Source organism: Campylobacter sp. 2352 PW (assembly GCF_024723575.1).
In the GTDB taxonomy this organism is placed as follows: Bacteria; Campylobacterota; Campylobacteria; order Campylobacterales; family Campylobacteraceae; genus Campylobacter_D.
This window is the reverse complement of record NZ_JANQCX010000005.1, coordinates 1-21,038: the sequence shown is the minus strand read 5'-3', so window position 1 is coordinate 21,038 and position 21,038 is coordinate 1. Positions and strand designations below refer to the sequence as shown.

General features: G+C 27.9%; 19 protein-coding genes. All 19 read left to right on the top strand.

Annotation, left to right across the window (positions count from 1 at the left end; all coding sequences use genetic code 11):
* Positions 1-10 precede the first annotated feature (10 nt).
* The gene (gene kpsM, locus CAMP5121_RS03750; RefSeq protein ID WP_337214830.1) at positions 11-787 is read left to right on the top strand and encodes a capsule polysaccharide transporter KpsM; all 777 of its coding nucleotides are present in this window, start codon (positions 11-13) and stop codon (positions 785-787) included.
* Positions 784-1,455, top strand: a complete 672-nt coding sequence (locus tag CAMP5121_RS03745) for an ABC transporter ATP-binding protein (protein ID WP_337214829.1) — start codon at positions 784-786, stop codon at positions 1,453-1,455. The genes kpsM and CAMP5121_RS03745 overlap by 4 nt, the downstream gene beginning before the upstream one ends.
* On the top strand, positions 1,445-2,560 hold the full coding sequence (locus tag CAMP5121_RS03740; RefSeq protein WP_337214828.1) for a capsule biosynthesis protein: 1,116 nt from the start codon (positions 1,445-1,447) through the stop codon (positions 2,558-2,560). The genes CAMP5121_RS03745 and CAMP5121_RS03740 overlap by 11 nt, the downstream gene beginning before the upstream one ends.
* Positions 2,560-4,218: a polysaccharide biosynthesis/export family protein gene (locus CAMP5121_RS03735; protein WP_337214827.1), complete on the top strand. Its 1,659-nt coding sequence runs from the start codon at positions 2,560-2,562 to the stop codon at positions 4,216-4,218. Before CAMP5121_RS03740 ends, CAMP5121_RS03735 begins: the two co-directional genes overlap by 1 nt.
* A gap of 8 nt (positions 4,219-4,226) precedes the next feature.
* A complete protein-coding gene (locus CAMP5121_RS03730) occupies positions 4,227-5,183 on the top strand; it encodes a KpsF/GutQ family sugar-phosphate isomerase (RefSeq protein WP_442863282.1) in 957 nt (318 codons plus the stop codon).
* The gene (locus CAMP5121_RS03725; RefSeq protein WP_337214826.1) at positions 5,180-6,781 is read left to right on the top strand and encodes a CDP-glycerol glycerophosphotransferase family protein; all 1,602 of its coding nucleotides are present in this window, start codon (positions 5,180-5,182) and stop codon (positions 6,779-6,781) included. The genes CAMP5121_RS03730 and CAMP5121_RS03725 overlap by 4 nt, the downstream gene beginning before the upstream one ends.
* A 2-nt stretch (positions 6,782-6,783) precedes the next feature.
* Entirely contained in the window at positions 6,784-8,127 is a 1,344-nt protein-coding gene (locus tag CAMP5121_RS03720; RefSeq protein ID WP_337214825.1) for a glycosyltransferase, read from the top strand.
* A 17-nt stretch (positions 8,128-8,144) separates the two neighbouring features.
* Positions 8,145-9,581, top strand: a complete 1,437-nt coding sequence (locus CAMP5121_RS03715; protein ID WP_337214824.1) for a hypothetical protein — start codon at positions 8,145-8,147, stop codon at positions 9,579-9,581.
* Positions 9,578-11,188 carry a CDP-glycerol glycerophosphotransferase family protein gene (locus CAMP5121_RS03710; protein ID WP_337214823.1) on the top strand — a complete coding sequence of 537 codons (1,611 nt, stop codon included), beginning with the start codon at positions 9,578-9,580 and terminating at the stop codon, positions 11,186-11,188. The genes CAMP5121_RS03715 and CAMP5121_RS03710 overlap by 4 nt, the downstream gene beginning before the upstream one ends.
* An 11-nt stretch (positions 11,189-11,199) precedes the next feature.
* Positions 11,200-12,249 carry a GDP-L-fucose synthase family protein gene (locus tag CAMP5121_RS03705; RefSeq protein ID WP_337214822.1) on the top strand — a complete coding sequence of 350 codons (1,050 nt, stop codon included), beginning with the start codon at positions 11,200-11,202 and terminating at the stop codon, positions 12,247-12,249.
* Positions 12,246-13,277, top strand: a complete 1,032-nt coding sequence (locus CAMP5121_RS03700; RefSeq protein WP_337214821.1) for a GDP-mannose 4,6-dehydratase — start codon at positions 12,246-12,248, stop codon at positions 13,275-13,277. The genes CAMP5121_RS03705 and CAMP5121_RS03700 overlap by 4 nt, the downstream gene beginning before the upstream one ends.
* Before the next feature lie 2 nt (positions 13,278-13,279).
* A complete protein-coding gene (hddA, locus tag CAMP5121_RS03695; protein ID WP_337214888.1) occupies positions 13,280-14,299 on the top strand; it encodes a D-glycero-D-manno-heptose 7-phosphate kinase in 1,020 nt (339 codons plus the stop codon).
* Positions 14,287-14,889, top strand: coding sequence for a D-sedoheptulose 7-phosphate isomerase (gene gmhA2, locus CAMP5121_RS03690; RefSeq protein ID WP_337214820.1), 603 nt, complete (start codon positions 14,287-14,289; stop codon positions 14,887-14,889). Before hddA ends, gmhA2 begins: the two co-directional genes overlap by 13 nt.
* A complete protein-coding gene (gene hddC / locus CAMP5121_RS03685) occupies positions 14,877-15,557 on the top strand; it encodes a D-glycero-D-manno-heptose 1-phosphate guanosyltransferase (RefSeq protein WP_337214819.1) in 681 nt (226 codons plus the stop codon). The genes gmhA2 and hddC overlap by 13 nt, the downstream gene beginning before the upstream one ends.
* The gene (locus CAMP5121_RS03680; RefSeq protein WP_337214818.1) at positions 15,532-16,125 is read left to right on the top strand and encodes a hypothetical protein; all 594 of its coding nucleotides are present in this window, start codon (positions 15,532-15,534) and stop codon (positions 16,123-16,125) included. Before hddC ends, CAMP5121_RS03680 begins: the two co-directional genes overlap by 26 nt.
* Positions 16,118-17,416, top strand: a complete 1,299-nt coding sequence (locus tag CAMP5121_RS03675) for an HAD-IA family hydrolase (RefSeq protein WP_337214817.1) — start codon at positions 16,118-16,120, stop codon at positions 17,414-17,416. Before CAMP5121_RS03680 ends, CAMP5121_RS03675 begins: the two co-directional genes overlap by 8 nt.
* A complete protein-coding gene (locus tag CAMP5121_RS03670; protein ID WP_337214816.1) occupies positions 17,406-18,131 on the top strand; it encodes a class II aldolase/adducin family protein in 726 nt (241 codons plus the stop codon). Before CAMP5121_RS03675 ends, CAMP5121_RS03670 begins: the two co-directional genes overlap by 11 nt.
* A 1-nt stretch (position 18,132) precedes the next feature.
* Positions 18,133-19,614, top strand: a complete 1,482-nt coding sequence (locus CAMP5121_RS03665) for a sugar phosphate nucleotidyltransferase (RefSeq protein WP_337214815.1) — start codon at positions 18,133-18,135, stop codon at positions 19,612-19,614.
* A partial coding sequence (locus tag CAMP5121_RS03660; protein ID WP_337214814.1) for a hypothetical protein occupies positions 19,611-21,038 on the top strand: 1,428 nt, incomplete at its 3' end. The genes CAMP5121_RS03665 and CAMP5121_RS03660, both read left to right, overlap by 4 nt.

The following is a 21,038-nucleotide window of genomic DNA, read 5'->3' as shown; positions in this document are numbered from 1 at the left end:
TGCTAAAAATATGTTTAATGTCATACATGCTCTTTTTTTTAGAGAGCTAAAGACAAGATTTGGTATTAATAAATATTTGGGCTATTTCTGGGTAATCGGAGAGCCTATGATGGTGGTTTTGGCAATCACTTCTATTATAGCAGCTATTAGAGAATTTCATCATCAAATCATGCCTGAAGGTATTTCTATCTTTTTATTTTTAGCAGTAGGGATTATACCTTTTTTTATGTTTAGAAGCATTATTACTCAGCTTTTAAATGGTATAGGTGCAAATCTAGCTCTTTTTGCTTATAAACCTATTCGCCCTATACATGTTTTTATTGCTAGAGCCATGCTTGAATTTTGTATTTATTTTACTATTTTTATTTGTGTGATGTTTTTAGCAGGTTGGTTTTTGCATATGCAAGTTATACCTAAGCATTTTTTAGAAGTGATGTTTTCGTTTTTTTTGCTTGTGGTGTTTGGCTTTGCTATGGGAATGTGTTTTGCTATAGCAGGACATTTTGCAGAGCCTTTAAAAATGGCATTAAATTATTTAAATATAGTTTTATACTGGACAGCTTTGGTGGTATTTCCAGTATGGATAGTTCCAAAACCTATTTTAGATATTTTATATTATAATCCACTTTTACATATTATGGAACTTTTAAAATATAATTTTTTTCAAAATTATCCATTACTTGATGATTATAATTACTACTATCCTATTATATGTTTGAGTGTGATTTTGTTTTTGGGTTTGTTTTTTTATTATTTTACTAGAGAAAAGTTGATAGCAGTACGATGATAAAATTAGTTAATTTAACCAAATCTTTTCCTTTACGCAATGGTGAAAGACATTATGTTTTTAAAAATTTAAGTTTTGAGTTTCCTGAAAATTGTAGTATAGGTTTAATGGGGCGCAATGGTGCTGGAAAATCCACTTTAATGAAACTTTTAAGTGGTTCTTTGCTTCCAGATAGAGGTAAGATTATCACTAATAAAAAATTATCTTGGCCTCTAGGTTTAGCAGGTGCTTTTCAACACAGACTCTCAGCAAGGGACAATGCGCGCTTTGTAGCTAGAGTGTATGGTTATAAAGGAAAGGCCTTAGAAGAAAAGATTGAATTTGTTGAAGATTTTGCTGAGCTTGGTAAATTTTTTGATGAGCCTATGAACACTTATTCAGCTGGTATGAGTGCTAGGATATCTTTTGGTTTAAGTATGGCATTTGATTTTGATTATTATTTGATTGATGAAGCAGGTGCGGTGGGGGATCCTAAATTTAAAGAAAAAAGCTCTAAAATCTATAAAGAAAAGCTAAGTCAGTCAAAAGTTATCATGGTTTCACATAATGTAGCTGAAATTAAACAATGGTGTGATAAAATTATATTCATGCAAGATGGACAAGCTACTATATATGATGATGTAGATGAGGGCATAGCGGTGTATCAAGGAAAAATAAATGCAAAATGATTTATTAAAAAAGTTTAAAAATTTAAAGATACTTAATTCTTTTAAAATAGTATTGATTTTAACAGCATTTGTTGTATTTTATTATGTTTTTATAGCAGCAAATCGCTATGTAAGTGAAAGTGTTTTGAGTGTGAAATCAACCACAGGAGATAGTGGCGCTATCACCGGAATTGCTGCATTTTTGACTAATAATTCTTTTTCGAGCGAGGATATAACTTTCTTAAAATCTTACATTCATTCTTTAGATATGTTAAATATTTTAGAAGAAAAAATTCAAATTCGTGAATTATATCAAAAACAAAAACTTGATTTTTTTTATAGTATTTCTTCATCGGCTGACCAAGAGGATTTTTTAAAGTATTATCAAAATCGTGTTAAGATTATTCAAGAAAACTCAGCCAATGGGCTTTTGCGTGTAGAAGTAGAAGGTTTTGATCCACAAAGTGCACATTTAATAGCTTCAACTATAGTTAAAGAATGTGAAAAATTTATCAATGAAATTTCACATAAAGCCGCAAGAGATCAAATGCAATTTGCTGAAGAAGAGCTTTTGCAATTTAAAAAAAGATATCAAAAAGCTAAAGATGAACTTTTAGCTTTTCAAAATAAATATGGAGTATTTGATCCACTTAAACAAGCAGAAGGCACTCTAAAACTCATAGCCGAACTTGAATCAAAAATAGCAGCTAAAGAAGCTGAACTTTTGATGATGCAAAGTTATATAAATGATAATGCACCGCAAATTGTTACTATAAAAAGTGAAATCACAGCTTTAAAAAAACAACTTCAAAAAGAAAAATCCAAAGTTTCATCGCCAAAATCTTCTCAAAAGCTTAATGATCTTGCAGCTAAATTTCAAGATCTAACCATAGAAGCAGGTTTTGCAGAAAGTGCTTACACAGCTGCATTAAAAGCTTATGAGAGTGCTAGGATAGAGGCTTTAAGAAAGATAAAACAAGTAGTTATAGTGCAAAGTCCAAGTTTACCTCAAAGTGCTAAATACCCAGAAGCTTTGTATAATATACTCACGGCTTTTATGATTTTATCTTTGATTTATGGAATTGTTAAATTTATTAAAATGATTATAGAGGAGCATAGATACTAATGAAAAAGATATTTTTATTTTTACTTTTACCTTTGTTTTTATTTTCTGCGGTAGATGTTTCTCAAATTGCGAAAATTCAAAATCAACCATTAGCTCCATCTTTAGAGCCACAAATTATAAATTATGATAACAACCAAAGTGATTTTAATCAAACTCAAACTCCGATAACTAAAGTTTTTGGTGCGCATTTGTTTAATGGAAACTTTACTAAATTTACCCAACATGTTTACAATCCTGATTATAAATTAGCAGTAGGCGATAGGATTAATGTAAAAATTTGGGGTGCGGTAGAGTTTATACAAACTTTAACGGTAGATTCTCAAGGAAATATTTTCATACCAAAAGTAGGTGCGATTAATCTTTTGGGTGTGAAAAATAGTGCTTTGGTTCAAGTCATTACAAAAGCTATTAATAAAATTTATAAAAGCAATGTCTATGTATATGCGGATATGGATATTTATCAAAATGTATCGGTATTTGTTACAGGAAATGTAAATCAACCAGGCCTTTATCAAGGACTAAGTTCAGATTCTATCATACAGTATTTAGATAAAGCAAGTGGAATTAATTTAGAATATGGTAGTTTTAGAGATATTCAAATTTTAAGAGATAATAAAGTCATTAAAAAGATAGATTTATATGACTTTTTACTTAAAGGTCAGCTTGATCTTTTCCCTTTTAGAATGGGCGATGTGATTTTAGTAGGTAGTGTGCAAAAGTATGTTTTTGTAGAAGGAGATGTGCAAAAACCTTTTAGATTTGAGTTAAGTAATGATATTTTAAATTTAGAAGATATAGCAAAAGTTGCAGGAGCTAAGCCTATAGTTACTAATGCTGTGGTAAAAAGCTATAGAGATGATCATAAATTACATGTGGATGCTTACAGCAAAAAGCAGTTTTTAGGTGTGAAGTTATACAATGGCGATGAGATAGAATTTAGACCTGATTATACAGCACAAAATATTAGCATTAGTATAGAAGGTGAGCATAGTGGTTTGCACTCAGTGGTGATAAAAAAAGGTACAACTTTAGCTGAACTTGCTAAAATGATTACAGTTAATGATCAATCAAATATCAATGCCTTACAGGTTTTTAGAAAAAGTGTAGCAGCTACTCAAAAACAACTTATTGAGGCTCAACTTAAAGAGCTTGAAACACTAGCTCTAACAAGCTCTTCGGTAAATGCTGAGCAAGCTAGCATTAGAGCTACTCAAGCTAAGACGATTTTAGAATTTATTGCGCGCGCAAAACAAGCTCAACCAAAAGGACAAATCGTTATAGACAATGTCAAAGCGTATAATTCTATAGTATTAGAAGAAGGTGATGTAGTAAATGTACCTAGTAAAAATAATCTTGTTTTGGTTCAAGGTGAAGTTTCTATACCAGGTGCATTTGTATATATGGATAAAGAAAAATTAAGATATTATATCAACCTAGCAGGTGGTTTTAGCGATAGAGCTGATATATCAAGAGTGTTGGTAATCAATGCTAATGGCAAAGCAACTAAATACAGCGGTAGAAGCTCAGCAGATATCAAAGCAGGAGATTCGATTTTGGTTTTACCAAAAGTAGATAGTCAAAATTTACAAATCTTTAGCATGTTAACACAAATTTTATATCAAATAGCTATTGCAACTAATGTAGTGTTAAATATATAGGAATTTAGATGAGTCAAATCGATGCGATTAAAATAGCCAAAGAAGTTTTTGAGATAGAATCAAAAACGATTTTAGATTTATGCGATAATTTAGATGAAGGTTTTAATAAAGCCATTGAGCTGATTTTATCTATCAAAGGTAGATGTGTAGTAAGTGGCATGGGTAAATCAGGCCATATAGGAGCTAAGATAGCTGCAACCTTAGCTAGCACGGGTACCCCGAGTTTTTTTATGCATCCAGGTGAGGCTTTACATGGAGATCTTGGTATGCTTACAAGCGAGGATGTGCTTTTGGCTATTTCAAATTCAGGAGAAACTGAAGAGGTTTTAAAACTTATACCAGTGATTAAAAAAAGAAAAATTCCTTTGATTGTTATGGCAGGAAATCAAAACTCTACTTTAGCTAAACAAGCAGATATTTTTATAAACATAGCAGTAAAAAAAGAAGCTTGCCCACTTCAGCTTGCTCCAACTTCTTCTACTACGGCCACTTTAGCTATGGGTGATGCTATAGCAGTAGCTTTGATGAGGGCAAGGAAATTTAGACCTGATGATTTTGCTTTATTTCATCCAGGGGGAAGCTTGGGTAGAAAGCTTTTAACTAGGGTGGGTGATTTGATGGTATCAAATAATCTACCTATAGTCAGTCCTGAGAGTGAATTTAATGAGTTAGTTGATGTGATAACTAGTGGTAAGTTAGGACTTTGTATAGTACTTGAGAATGAAAAGCTAGTAGGGATCATCACAGATGGAGACTTGAGAAGGGCTTTAAGGGCAAATGATAAGCCAAGATTTGATTTTAAAGCTAAAGAAATCATGAGCGAGAGTCCAAAAACCATAGAAGCTAGCGCTATGGCAAGTGAAGCAGAAGAGCTTATGCTAAAACATAAAATCAAAGAAATAGTTGTTACTCAAGATGAAAAAATAGTAGGTATTATACAACTTTATGCGATAGGAAATGTGTGAAATTTTATAGTATTATTTTTTATATATATCGAAGAATACTTCGTTTGTTTTCATCATGTAGTTTATTTGAGAGAAAAAAATGGATATTATTGGATAATTATTTTAATGATAATTCTGATTTAAATGATAATTTGTGTTTATTTGAGTTTATATTAAAAAATAAAACCAAAAATGCTTATTATATGATTTCTAAAAATCATATGTTATATAAAGAATTAAAACAAAAATATCCAAAAAATATTATTGTTGTTAATAAAAAATTTTTATCGCTTAATTTTATGTGGCACTTATTGCAAACAAAATATATTTTAGATTCTTTTCAGATTTTTAGTTCTAAACTTAGGCTAGGTAGTATTTTTTGTAATTCCAAAATTCATTATATTTATACCCAGCATGGTGTTAATTTTTTTAAAAAATATTTTTTGGAAAATACAGATAGTTTATCTGATGAGAATTTTAATGCAATTATTTTTTCAAATTTGCATGAAAAATCTTATTATGAAACAATTTATAATTATCCTAAAAATAGACAACTTATACTCGGTTTAGCAAGATGGGATAGTGTATTACCTATTGAACAGTGTAATGAGAAAATTGTTTTAGTGTATTTTACTTTTAGAAGATACTTAATGCAAGATCAAAAAGTTATAGAGTATAGAATATTTAAAGAGTGGTATTATTTGTTAAACGATGATAATTTCATAGATTATATGAAAGAAAATAATATTAAAATTTATTTTGCGCTACACCATGAGATGGAAAAGATAAATGATGGTAGATTTGATACTTTAAATCCTATTAGTCAGAGTAAGTTAAGTGAAATTAAAAATAAAGCAAGTTTGTTAATAACAGATTATTCTAGCATGGCTTTTGATTTTATGGTAAAAGATAAACCTGTTTTATTTTATAGAATAGACCAAGATGAGTTATGTTTAGATGAAGAAAGTAGAGAAAATTCTAAGCATTCTGAAGAATTAAATGATCAAATTTATAATGTTTTTTATAATAAAAAAGATGTAATTAATAAATGCATATATTATTGTAAAAACAATTTTATACTAGAAGATGAATTTAAGGCAAAAAATAAAAGTTTTTTTGCTTGTAGAGAGAATTTTAGAGAAAATATTTACAATGCCATTAGTTCATTAGAAAAAAATACTCCATTTGCAAATATTTTAACACCTATTAATAGGATTTTACCTATATCAACATCAAAAAATATTAGAAGTGTAGGGTTATCTAAAAGGGAAATACATGGAAGATGGAGTTTGGGTGATGAGGTATCTTTTTATTTTAATTTCACTGAACACAAAAGAATTGTTATTGATTTTAAACTTCATGCTATTACAGACTTAGACGCGAATGTTTATTTAGATTCAAAAAAGATGTTATCGTGTAATATTTTCAAGGATGTTAATCAAAATAAAATTTCTATTGTTGTTAGTAGAAAAAAATTATTAAAGCAAAACGGTTGTATTATGATAAAATTCATCATTCGTTTTCCTATTAGTCCAAAAATGCTAAAATTAAATCAAGACTCAAGAATGTTGGGAATATTTTTTCATTCTATAAATATACATGAAGCAAAAAAAGGTTAGAAATGTTTATTATATATGATTTTACCCGTTTAGATCAAAGACGAAATTTGCCTACGCCTTCTGGTGTAGATAGAGTTGATTTATACTATATTCTATTTTTATTAAAAACCTACAGTAAGGTTATTTTTGTTCGTGGTTATGGTGGCTACTTGAAAACATATCCTACGCAAAGCGCTTTAGATGTGCTAAGAAAGATAGCAAAAAATTGGGCAGAGATTGATAATATTTCTTACAATATTGATAAAAATGATTTTATTAATACAAAAATAGATGTAGAAAGAATTTTGAAGAATAATATACAATATACTTATTTTAATCTTACTCACAGTCTTTTAATAGGAAGATATACTATAGCTAAATTTGCTATAAAAGATAATGTTAAAATGATTTATTTTTGTCATGATATGACACCAATTACACATCCAGAGTATCATGCAGAGGGAATGATTTCCTTTAAACAGCATAGTTGTGTGATGAAATTAATGCTTTGGAGCGCAGATTTAATTCTTACTACTTCTCAAGCGGTTAAACAAGATATTTTGAATTACTCAAAAGAAATAAGCGTTAATCCTCCAAAAGTTATCGCAAAAGAAATAGGTGCTGAAGAAAATTTTCTTAAAGCAAGATGGAGTAAGCAAGATTCACATAAACATTTTATTTACGTTGGTACTTTTGAGCCAAGAAAAAATCATATATTATTGTTTTTAGCGTGGAAAAAATTATATTCTATTTTACAAGAACACACACCTATGCTTTACATTATAGGAAAAAAGGGATGGTTGATCGACTGGCTTGATAGATATTTTGAAGTTGAACCTAATGTTTCAAGATTTGTAAAAAGGTTAGAAAATATCCAAGATTCACAATTAGAAAAATTAATGCTTGAATCGTATGCTACATTAAATCCATCATATACTGAAGGTTGGGGTATGCCTGTAGCTGAATCTGTATCTATGGGTATACCTACTATATGTTCTGATATACCAGCTTATCATGAGAGTTCTCAAGAATGTGCTATATTTTTATCTCCATTTAATGTAGATATTTGGGTTGATACTATTTTAGATGTTCTAAATGATAGGGCGATTTTTCCTGATTATGCTTATAAAATTCCTACTTGGAAAGAATATTTTGCCGAAATAGATGAGATTTTAAATGAGAATTATTTTTTAAGAGAAAAAAAACAATATATGCAAGTTTTTTACGATAATTTAGAAGATTTTCATTTTGCAGCACATAAGATACAGTCTAATCAAAAAACTAAAAAAAACATTAAAGATAAAATAAGATTAAAACTTTTAAAGTCAAAATTTTATTTTATTAGGGTATTTGCTAGATTTATTTAATGTAAAAAGGATAATTTGTGAAAACAAAATTAATTGCAATATTTGGAATTCCTATTTTCAAGAAGACTGTTTACAGTAGACTAAAAAAGTATTATCTATTAGGTGTGTTTTTTTTAAAAATTGAAATTTTTAATAAAAGTAAAAAATATTCTTTATTTGGATTGCCAATTTTAAAAATACACCACAATGATAAAATTACAGATTTGTTTATTAATGAACAAAAAACTACTAATGAAATTGAGAGTATATTGCAGCGACTGTTTAAATATGATATAGTAAAAGAAAGCGACATTGCGTTTTTAAATATAAAAAAAATCATAAATAAAGAAAAAAATGCTGTTTTTGGTGTTTTACCACCAGAAAAAACTGGAATAGCTATTTTTAATCACAATGCTTTTGTTGATTGTGAGTGTTTTGATATATTTTCTGATGTCCGCGATTTGAGTATTGCTAGGGGGTTATCCAAAAATGTTTTTGACTTAAAAACATTTATAAAATTTGACGCAAGCTATCTGTATAAAAAATTTATTTATATTTTGGGAAATTCTAGCCATAATAACCCTTATTTACATATGGCGAAAAGTAGTATTGATAAGCAGAAATCTTGGTTGTATATTCATGAAGCTAATTTGAATAATTTGCTATTTTCTCATTGTAATAGTAACTTTTTAATTATGAAAGAATATTTGATTAAATATTATCCAGAGTTTAGTTCAGAGCTTATAAAGCTAAAAAATTTTCAAGAATTTAGAATTTGGAACGAAGAATTAAAAATTTATAGTTTAAGAGTTATTGTTGGACTAACAAATATTTTCAATTTTATAGTAAATAATAGCTTGTGTAAGAATTTGATTTTAAAAGAATTAAAAGATTATAAAGTTAATATTGTTGAAGCTTTCTTGCCATTGCCTAAAATTGCAAATATTGATAATTTTTGTAAAAAAAATAGTGAAATTTATATTGGAACTTTCGGTGTTCCTCACGAGATAAAATTTTCCCTAGAAATAGCTCAAGCAATAGAGTATCTTAATAAGTCTAAAAATATAAATATAAAGTTATTAGTTGTTGGTTATGGAGCTAGTAATTTTTTTAAAAAATATGATTTTGATAAGTCTTATTTGGAAATTTATGAAAATGTAAGTGATATCCAATTTTATAACCTGATTAATCAAGTAGATTTGGTGGTTCAATTAAGAAAAAAACCTCATGGAGAAAGTTCTGGACCGATAGTAAGTGCATTAGTTTTAGACAAAAAAATAATTACAAGCAAAGATTTTGTAGATAAAAAAATAGAGAATAAAGTATTTGTGTTAGATAACCATGAGCTTGGCTATAAAAAAATAGCAGAAAAGATACTTGAATGTATTCAAACTTCTAGTGATGTGGTTAATTATAGCGAGATTAAAAATTCATATACTTATAGTAATCTTGCCAAGTTATTGGATGAATTATGATTAATTACAAAAAAAAACTGCATTTAATAATTTTTAAAAAAATATTTTCTTGTGATTTTTTAAAAAGGAAAGCTATTGTTTTTACAGATATGTTTTATGATGAAAATCATGAATTAATAGATAATTTTCTATTATTTAAATATATGCATAATTTAGGTTATGAAGTTTATTATGTGATCAATAAAAAACATATTAAATATAAAGAAGTAAAACAGATTTATAAAAGAAATATCATAGGTTGTTTGCCAAATAGAACTTCTTGGAGATTGTTAGGTATAATAGCAAAGACAAAAATTTGGGTTGATTCGTGTCAGTTGCTGTTTTTATCAAAATTATATTCTCTTATAGATAAGAGCAAAATATGTTGTATTCAAGCTCAACATGGAGTAAACTATTTTAAAGAAGGATATAGATTTCATTTATCTGAATTTATTTATGATAAAGTGATTGTGAGTAATGATATAGAAAAGTCAATTTATTGTAAAAATTATTCTTATTGTGAAGATAATTTCATTAAGGCTGGGTTGCCAAGATGGACATTGTTGGAAAACCATCAAGAAGAAAATTCAATTTTAATTTATTTTACATATAGACAATATATTAGTCTAATAAAGGATAATTTTAAATCTTCTAGTTATTATAAAAAAATAAAGGATTTTTTAAATAATGAAAAATTGAACAAAATTTGTAGTCAATATAAGACAAAAATTTATTTTGCTATGCATCATGAAATTACAAGATTATTTGGAGAAGATTGTTTTAAAACCGAAAATTCTAATATAATTTTTATAGGTGAGCAAGATATAGGAAAAATAAAAAATAAAGCTTCAATGTTAATTACAGATTTTTCATCTATGTGTTTTGATTTTATGTATATAAATAAACCTGTTGTTTTTTATAACATAGCAAAAGATGATATATTAATGCAAAAAATTCAAGAAGAAAGAGATGTTTATAATCGCTTAGAGGAAAAATATAAATTACTAAATCATGTCTATATTTTAGAAGATGAAGTTTTGGAACAAATAGAGTATTATTTAGATAAAAAGTTTTTGTTAAGAACAGATGAAGAGAAAAAAAATAAAAAATTTTTTTATTCTTGTAATGTTTTAGAAGAAAGCATAAAAGGCATATTGGAAGAAAAAAAAGAAGTGAATATTTTTTTTAATAATTTACACAATCCTTTGAAAAAAAATCACTATTACACTTTTTTTGAAGATAAAGATTTTAAATTTTATGGATTTTATGCCGATGAGAATCAAAAAGGAAGGTGGACTGCGACCAAAGATTCAATTATATCCTTTACGATTCCATATAGCGAGAAAAACATTTTTTTAAATATATCATATAAAGCTTTTTTATGCAAAAAAAGACCGCAAGTTAAAATAGAACTATTTCTTAATGATTGCCAATTAGTTGAAAAAAAACTTTGTTTGACTTCTAATAAAATAAATCAATATTTTGCAATTGATAAGCAACTATACGGGAAAATGGTTTTTCTTAAATTTAAAGTAGAAAATACAGCTCAACCAATATTTTATAGTAAGTCTTTTGATGTAAGGCCATTAGGTGTATTTTTAGAAGGTTTATGTTTATATGAATTATAATAAGGATGGATATGAAAAAAAATGATAAAATTTATATAGCTGGTCATAGAGGGTTGGTTGGTTCTGCTATTTTGAGAAAATTAAAAGATAATGGCTATGAGAATTTAATTTACAAAGCACATTCTGAATTAGATCTAACTGACCAAAATGCTGTTAAGATTTTTTTTGAAAAAGAAAAGCCGAATTTTGTTTTTTTATGCGCGGCTAGACTTGGTGGCATAGAAGCACATAAGCAATTTAGGGCTGAATTTATTTATGATAACTTACAAATTCAAAATAATGTAATTCATCAATCATATATAAATAATGTAAAAAAACTTTTATTTATCAGCAGTACGAGTGTCTATCCAGAACATGCTTCGTTACCCATAAAAGAAGAATATTTATTAAGTGGAAAGTTGCAATATCTGCATGAACCTTATGCTATAGCTAAAATAGCTGGTATGAAGATGTGCGAGGCTTATTCTGCTAGATATAATATGAATTTTATTTCAGTGTGTCCTACAACTTTATATGGTCCGAATGATAATTTTGACATTGAAAGTGCTAATGTTGTTGCAGCTTTAATGAGAAAAATACATTTGTCCAAATTATTAAATGAAAAAAGATATGATTTAATTTTAAAAGATTTAGGACTTGATGATATTGATAAAGCCAAAAACTATTTAGATATTTTAGGTGTGAAAGAAAATTCTATAGAAATTTGGGGAAGCGGTAACCCAAAGAGAGAATTTTTATACAGTGATGATTTGGCTAACGCTTGTATTCATATAATGCAAAATATTAATATAGAGGATATAAACATAATAGATAAACATAATCCGCATATTAATATTGGTCCCGAAAGAAATCATTCAATTAAAGAGTTAGTACATTTATTAAAAACAGTTATTCAGTATAAGGGTGATTTTAGATATAATTTAAACAAACCCGATGGTACATATGAAAAATTAACTTGTTGTGATAAAATTAAGCAAATGAATTGGCAAGCTTATACAAAATTAGAAGATGGGTTAAGAGCAACATTTCATTGGTATAAAAATAACAAAGGATTAATATGAAAAAAACAGCATTGATTACAGGCTTTACAGGTCAAGTTGGCTCGCAAATGGCAGATTACTTACTGGAAAATACAGATTATGATGTTATAGGCATGATGCGTTGGCAAGAACCTATGGATAATATCTATCACCTAAGCGATAGGATCAATAAAAAAGATAGAATTAGCATTTTTTATGCTGATTTGAATGATTATTCAAGCATTCAAAAGCTTTTTGAGAGTAAACGACCGGATGTGATCTTTCATTTGGCTGCGCAGTCTTACCCAAAAACTTCTTTTGATATACCTATAGAAACCTTACAAACTAATATTATAGGCACAGCAAATATTTTAGAAAATATTAGATTATTAAAAGCTAAAGATGGCTATGATCCTGTGGTGCATGTGTGCTCTTCTAGTGAAGTTTATGGTAGAGCAAAAGCAGGTGTTAAGCTAAATGAAGATACAACTTTTCATGGCGCAAGTCCTTATAGTATAAGTAAAATCGGTACGGATTATTTGGGAAGATTTTACGGTGAAGCTTATGGTATAAAAACTTATGTCACTAGGATGGGAACTCATAGTGGTCCAAGACGTTCTGATGTGTTTTTTGAAAGTACAGTTGCAAAGCAAATCGCATTAATAGAAGCAGGTTATCAAGAGCCTATTATCAAAGTAGGAAATTTATCAAGCGTAAGAACTTTTCAAGATGCCAGAGATGCGATAAGGGCTTATTATTTACTTTCATTAGAAAGTGAAAAAGGAAAAGTTCCTTGTGGCGAAGCTTTTAATATAGCAGGTGAAGAGGCTTTTAAGCTTCCTGAGGTTATCGATATACTTTTGAGTCTTTCTACAAGAAAAGATATCAAAGTAGAGCAAGATGAAGAAAGAATGCGTCCTATTGATGCAGACTATCAAATGTTTGATAATACCAAAATCAAAAGCTATATTAACTGGAAGCCAGAAATTCCAGCTAGGCAGATGTTTGAAGATTTGCTAAATCATTGGAGAAAAGAAATTTCCATGGGTAGAATCCCACTTAATAGGTAGTAATCATGATAATTCGTTCTCAAACTCCATTGCGCTTAGGTTTAGCCGGCGGGGGTACTGATATAAATTTATATTGCGATCAGTATATAGGTTATGTTTTAAATGCGACGATATCTTTATATGTACATTGTACTTTAGTAGAAAGAGAAGATGGGAAAATCATCTTTGATTCATCGGATACAAATGTAAAAGTAGAGTATAAAAGCAAAGATTTTTTAGAAAATGATGGCAAGCTAGATCTTTATAAAGCAATTTATAATCGTTTAGTAAAAGACTATGTTAAAAAACCTTTAAGTTTTTCTTTGCATACTTATTCAGATGTACCAAGTGGTAGTGGGCTTGGTGGTAGTTCTACTTTAGTGGTGGGCATTATCAAAGCATTTGCTGAGTGGCTGAATTTGCCTTTAGGTGAGTATGAGATAGCGCGTTTGGCATATGAGATTGAACGAGAGGATATGGCTATAGTAGGCGGTGCTCAAGATCAATATGCTGCAACTTTTGGTGGATTTAACTTTATGGAATTTTATGATCAAAAAAGAGTGATCGTTAATCCTTTACGTATTAAAAATTGGATAGCAAGCGAGCTTGAGGCTAGAGTTTTGCTTTATTTTACAAATATTACTAGAGAGGCTAAAGACATAGAGGAGCATAAAAAAGGAAAACTAGGAGATAAAAACTCTCTTAATGCTATGCATGCGATAAAACAAGATGCACTAGATATGAAAGAAGCGTTGTTTAGAGCTGATTTTGATAAAATAGCTCAAATTTTAGGCAAGTCATGGCAGTCAAAAAAGATCATTTCTAATATAGTAAGTAATGATGAACTTGAAAGAATTTATCATTTAGCCATGGAAAATGGTGCCTATAGTGGCAAAACAAGTGGAGCGGGCGCTGGAGGATTTATGTTTTTTATGGTTGATCCTGTAAAAAAATATAAACTTAAAAAAATTCTAAATGAACAGCAAGGATATGTGCAAGAGTTCTACTTCACTAAAGAAGGAGCAAAATCGTGGAAAATTTAAATTTATATATAAAATCTCATTTTAGTGATTCAATTGATATTAAAACTAAGATTTTAAATGATAATGGTATGATCAGCTTAATTAAAGAGGCATCTTTAAAAGTGATCAATGCTTATAAAAATGGTAATAAAACTTTACTAGCAGGCAATGGAGGAAGTGCAGCTGATGCACAGCATATAGCTGGGGAGTTTGTGAGTAGATTTTACTTTGATAGACCTGGTATTGCAAGTATTGCTTTAAGTACTGATACGAGTATTTTAACGGCTATTGGTAATGATTATGGCTATGAAAATTTATTTGCAAGACAAGTGCAAGCACAAGGCGTGAGCGGAGATGTATTTATAGGAATTTCTACAAGTGGAAATAGTAAAAATATCCTAAAAGCTTTAGAAATTTGTAAAGAAAAAGGAATTTTAAGCATAGGTTTAACCGGGGCTAGTGGTGCTATGAATGAGCTTTGTGATTATTGTATCAAAGTGCCATCAACTTGTACACCAAGGATTCAAGAAGCGCATATTTTGATAGGACATATCATCTGTGCTATAGTAGAAGAAGAACTTTTTGGAAAGGGTTTTGATTGCAAGCTATAGTTTTAGCAGGAGGGCTTGGTACAAGATTAAAAAGCGTAGTGCAAGATCTTCCAAAGCCTATGGCACCCATTAATGGAAAGCCGTTTTTAGCTTTTGTCTTAGAGTATTTAAAAAAACAAGGAATTACTGAAGTTGTTTTAAGCGTTTCGTATAAATATGAACTCATACAAGAGTATTTTAAGGATGAATTTAATGGTATAAAAATACACTATAATATTGAAAAAGAGCTTTTAGGTACGGGTGGAGCTATAAAAGATGCTTTGAAATTGATACAAAATCAAGCTTATATTTTAAATGGTGACACTATATTTGATATTGATCTAAAAAAACTTGTTTTAAATGATAGTAAAATTTGTATCGCGCTTAAACAAATGCAAAATTTTGACCGATATGGCACTGTAAATGTTAATGATCAAGGTATTGTAACGTCTTTTGAAGAAAAGATATTTAAAAAACAAGGTTTAATCAATGGTGGTATATACTTACTGAAAAAAGATATTTTCGATGAATTTGATCTAGATAAAAAATTTTCTTTTGAAGAATTTTTGCAGGTAAATTATAAGATATTAAAAATACAAACCCAAATTTTTGATGATTATTTTATTGATATTGGGATACCTGAGGATTATAGGAGATTTAATAATGATATTTTTACATCGCCAAAATAATTTAGAGTTTCCTATTGAAAATTATGGCATAGAAATTGACTTGAGATATAATGAAAAATTAGTATTAAATCACGATCTGCTAGAAAAAAATTCTCCATATCCTTTTTTTAAAGAAAAAATTCAGTTTATGAAAAATATCCCTATTATTTGTAATGTAAAAGAATCAGGACTAGAAGAAAAAATTATAGAATTGCTCGGTGATAATTTTGAGTATTATTTTTTAGACTCTCAAATTCCAGATATTTTAAGATTATCAAAAAATGGATATCAAGGTAAATTTATCATTAGAATTTCAGATGTTGAATCTTATAATAAAAAGCTTATGGATATTAGCAAGCCTAAATATGCATGGGTAGATTACTCACAATTTTCTAGTTTTGATATTAAAGATTATAAAGAATTTATTTACAGTATCGAGCCAAAATTAGGACAAGTTGAACCTATATTGGTTTCTCCTGAGTTATACGATCTATCATATATGAAACTTATAAAACCTATTCAAAGTATTCTACCAAAAGGATTTTCTGTGTGTACTAAAAAGCCTGATTTATGGAGTATGTATGTTTAATTTAAGAAAAATAGCTGAAAAATATAAACTTATTATGGTTGATATTGATAATACTTTATTTAATTACACATTTGCACATAAAAATGCCTTAGAAGCTACAATGAAACAATATAATTTTACATTAGAAGATTATGATCTAGCAAAAAAGATGATTGCAAAAAGAGGATTATCTGCAAATCATCATAAAAAAGAATTGTATTTTAAAATTATTTGTGAAAATAAAAATATTCATTTTTCAAAAGCTAGTGAAATGTTTGAGTTGTACGTTTCTATTTTTACAAGAAATTTAAAAGTAGATAAAACAATGTTTGAATTTTTATGTTTTATTAAAAGTCTTAATAAAAAAGTAATAGCTATAACAAACTTTTATTTTATTGAGCAAATCCATAAACTAAATTGTGCAAATTTGACAAACATGATTGATTATTTGGTATGCTCTGAAGAATTTGAGCTTGAAAAACCAAATAAAGCGCTTGTTGATAGAGCTTTAGAGCTTTATGGGAAATTTATTGATGAAGAAGAAATTGTAATGATTGGAGATTCTATCGCCGATAATTTTCTAGGAGGGGGGTATAGGATAAATTATTATCCATATAATTGTTCAAAACTTCTGATCTCAATTTCTGGAAAAAGTGGAAGTGGAAAGACTACTTTGAGTAATGCTATTGATGAGATATATACAAGTTTTATTATTAGTACAGATGGTTATCATAAATATGAAAGGCACTCTAAGATGTGGGAGAGGGTGACACACTACAATCCAGAAGCAAATAATCTTATTCAGTTGGCCATGGATATAAAACATATCTATCAAGATATAGGGAATAAACTATGTATACCATTATATGATCATAAAAATGGAGTGATTGTTAAATCCAATGAGATTGAGATTAAAGATTTAGATATTGTGATTATAGAGGGTTTACACACTTTATATCAAGAGGTTATAGGAGATTTTGTCAAAATCAAAATATATATTGATTCAGATGAAGCAGATAAACAGAAGATAAATAGAGATAGCAAAGAAAGAAATTATAGTCATTCTAAGATTATAGATACTATACAAAAGCGAGAGGAAGATTATAAAAAATATCTTGAAAAACAAAAAGACAATGCAAATTTTCTAATTATAGTTAGAGATGGTATTTTTAAAATACATTTAAGGGATATACTATTAAATAATTACTTACAAAAAGAATATACTGGTAGATATGAAGATTTAATTCAGACTGTAAAAGATATTTTTGGTTTGATTTTGCAAAATAGATGGGTAATGGAAAATGATGTATAATAATAAAAAGCTTGATGAGTGTATTAAAGACTATCAAGATTTATGCAAAATTTTTGGTAATATCTTGGATGCACCATCAAAAGGTGGAAATATTTCTATAAAAAATGATGAATATTTTATTATTAAGGCTTCAGGCGAGGATTTAAAAAAAGAGCATAAAATATCTATTTTTAAAAATAATATCAATTCTTTTTCCTATTTTAAGGATTATTCTATGGATGTTGTAAAACCATCTATGGAAATTAAAATGCATATGGTATTTAAAAATAAATATGTAGCACATTATCATCCTGTTTATATTTTACCTTATTTATGTGCCAAAGAATATAAATTTGAAAATTATGAAACTATTGATTTTGCCTTGCCTGGAAATGATTTGTATGAAGCATTAAGAAAAAATTATTCTTATCAAGAAAAAGGTATAATATTGCTACGAAATCATGGTGTTGTTGTTTACGCAGAGCAAATTCAAGATATAATAGAATTATACAATCAATTAAAAAGTGAATTTTTTGAACAAAATGATTTTGTATATACTCCAGATGATGCGGTTGATAAGACCAATGAGGAGCTGTGGTTATTTAGAAATGTAATGGAGAATATTGCTATTAAAAAACAAATTAATCTACACCCATTAAAAGTGAGTGAAATTGATAAATTGTTAAATTTGCCTGATGAGCAATATAGAAAAAGAATTATGGAAAGTGAGAATTAGAATGAATATTATTATACCTGCAACTGGAATAGGTAAGAGGTTTAAAGAAGCTGGATATAAAGAATTAAAACCTTTTATTAAAGTTATGGAAGGTAAAGTTATTTTGGACTATGTGATTGAATGCTTTGATACTCAAAAAGATGTTTTTTATTTTATTATTCAAGAATGTGAAAAAAATAAATTTGAAGATTTTATTTTATCTAGAAAAATTAAAGCAAAAATTATTGTTTACAAAGGGGAAAAACTAGGACCTGCTGGAAGCTTATATGGTGTGGTGTCGCAGTTGCAAGATATATTTGATGAGGAAGTTATTGTTAGCTATTGTGATTTTGGGCAAGAATGGGACTATAATGATTTTCTACAATTTATACAAGAAAACCCAGATGCTCAGGCTATAATTCCTTGTTATACTGGTTATCATCCTCATTTATTGCCTTTAGAAAATGTGTATGCAGTATGCAAGGCGTATGATAATACTTATAAAGTGTATGAGGTTATAGAAAAATATAATTCTAAGAATAAATTTGAAGAATATCATTCTTCTGGTATTTATTATTTTAGAACTTTAAAGTTAGCTATTGAAGCAATAAAAAAACAAATAGAAGCCAAAGATATGATTTCTGGAGAATATTATGTGTCTATAACTAATAATTATCTAGAAAATGTTTTATGCTATCCTTTTATAGGGAAGTTTTATCAATTTGGTACTCCAAAAGATTTTGAATATGTAAAAGAAAAACTTAACTCACAAGATGTTAATAACGAAAAAACAAAAATACAAAATACTGTCATATTATCTGCTGGTAGAGGAGAGAGATTTTTAAATCTTAATTTTAACCAGCCAAAACCATTTTTGCCTCTTGGTAAAACAAGTATTATAGAGAATATAATTGATACCTTAAAAGATATTGAGACGAAAGTTATTTGCGTTGGTGCACAAGATCATAAAAAATATTGGGAAAGTATAAAGCAAGGAGTAAGGTTTGTGAAGCCGAATAAAATTGGTGCAGCGTATTCTTACAAAGAATCTTGTGGAGATTTGTCAGGCGATGTTTTAATTATCCCTTGTGATTTGATTGCTAAACACATTACTAAGGAATTTATAAGATTGCAAAAAGAATATGAAGTTATTGTGTTTGTTACACATGCTTCTAAATATAATATTAATAATCCGCATTATTTTACTTGGGTAGATGGGGAAAATAATAAAATAGATAATATTTTTGTTAAAAATAGATCTAATGATACAAATTTAGTAATGATAGGAAGTTTTTATTTTAAGGAAAATTCTTTGTTATTAGAGTATATAAATAAAATATTCCAAGAAGATATAAAAACTAACGGTGAATTTTATATAGACAATGTGTTTGAATTGTTAATTAAAACACATAAGATAGGTTACGTAATCGTTGATAATTATTTTTCTTTTGGAACTCCAGAGGAGTATTTGGAAAATAAGTATTGGTTGAAGGATAAATCGTGAAGCAAACAATAGAATCTAAGTTGCAGTTGTCTTTACAGAATTGGGATTTTAATACTTTGGAAAGTTATTATAAGCTATTAACAAAGAGTAATAAAAATTATATGGATTATATTATTTATTTATACCAAACTGGGCAAATAAAAAAAATAAAAAAAATATTTAATTTTCACCAAAATAAACCAGAATGGTGGATGGATGATAAAATTAACATTTCTTATGAAAAACTTGTAAGTATAATAAACAGTAAAGAGATAATTAATTCATCTGATGTCTCTATAGATTGCTTTGCATGCTTAGAATTAAATAATTCTATATATAATGGGGTTGTAGATATTGAATTGTTATGTAAAAAATTTCTTTGGGAGTATAGAAACAAATTAAGCATATTATCGAAAAAATATTATATTTCAAAGGTTATAGATTTATCATTGTCTGGAGAGAAAATAAGTAAATATAAATATTTTAATAATGAAAATCAAATAAAGGATTACTTATTTTTTGCAAATTTATCAACAGTATTGCTTAATGATTTTAACCAAGATTATGGTTCTAAAATTTATTATAAAAAACATAGTTTTATTTTAAAATCATTTTTATTTAAAGATGCTAAAGTTTGTAATAATAATAAGGTCGCTATTTGTATTTCAGGGGCTTCTAGAGGTGATTGGTTGAATGGCTTAAAAGATGTCATTGAAACATTCTCTAAATTATTCAATATTGATTGTTTTGTTTTCACTTGGGAAGAAGTGATAGAGTGGCCTGCATTGTGCGGAGGAGGATGTTGGGTAAAAAGATTATTGGATCCAAAGTTTGAAAATATTGCCGAAGAAGAAGTTAAGAAGGATATTTATTTTAGAAAATATTTTCCAAATACTAGTTATATTTTAAATAAAGAAATATATTCACGGAGCAAAGTAACAGCTAATGAATTAGAGGAAATAGGCAATATTAAAGCTTATTCTATAGAAAAACATAGTGATTTTACTAGTAAATACGGTAAAGTGGTAAATAATTCTAAATTAAATTATGGTGTTTATAGGGCTTTTGAATTAATGGAGGAATATGAAAAACAAGTTGGTTTAAAATATGATTTTGTGATCAGAATTAGGCCAGATGCTAGATATATTTCAAATTTAGATTTGGAGAAATTACATCAATTAAATAATAATGAATTGGCATTAAATTTTTTTGAATACCAAAATGGAACACCAAAGGATTTTGCTGTTTACGGTAGAAGAAATACTATGGAAATCTATTCGAAAATATGGAGTTATTCTTTTTTAAATAAAAAATTTGATTTTTTTTCAAAAACACCTATTGAAATTCATAATCACCATGTTTCAAGAAATTGGATTTTACTTAATGATTTACAGATTGTAAAAACCAATATAATAGAGAAATTAACTGGAGAGTCCTTTGTTTCC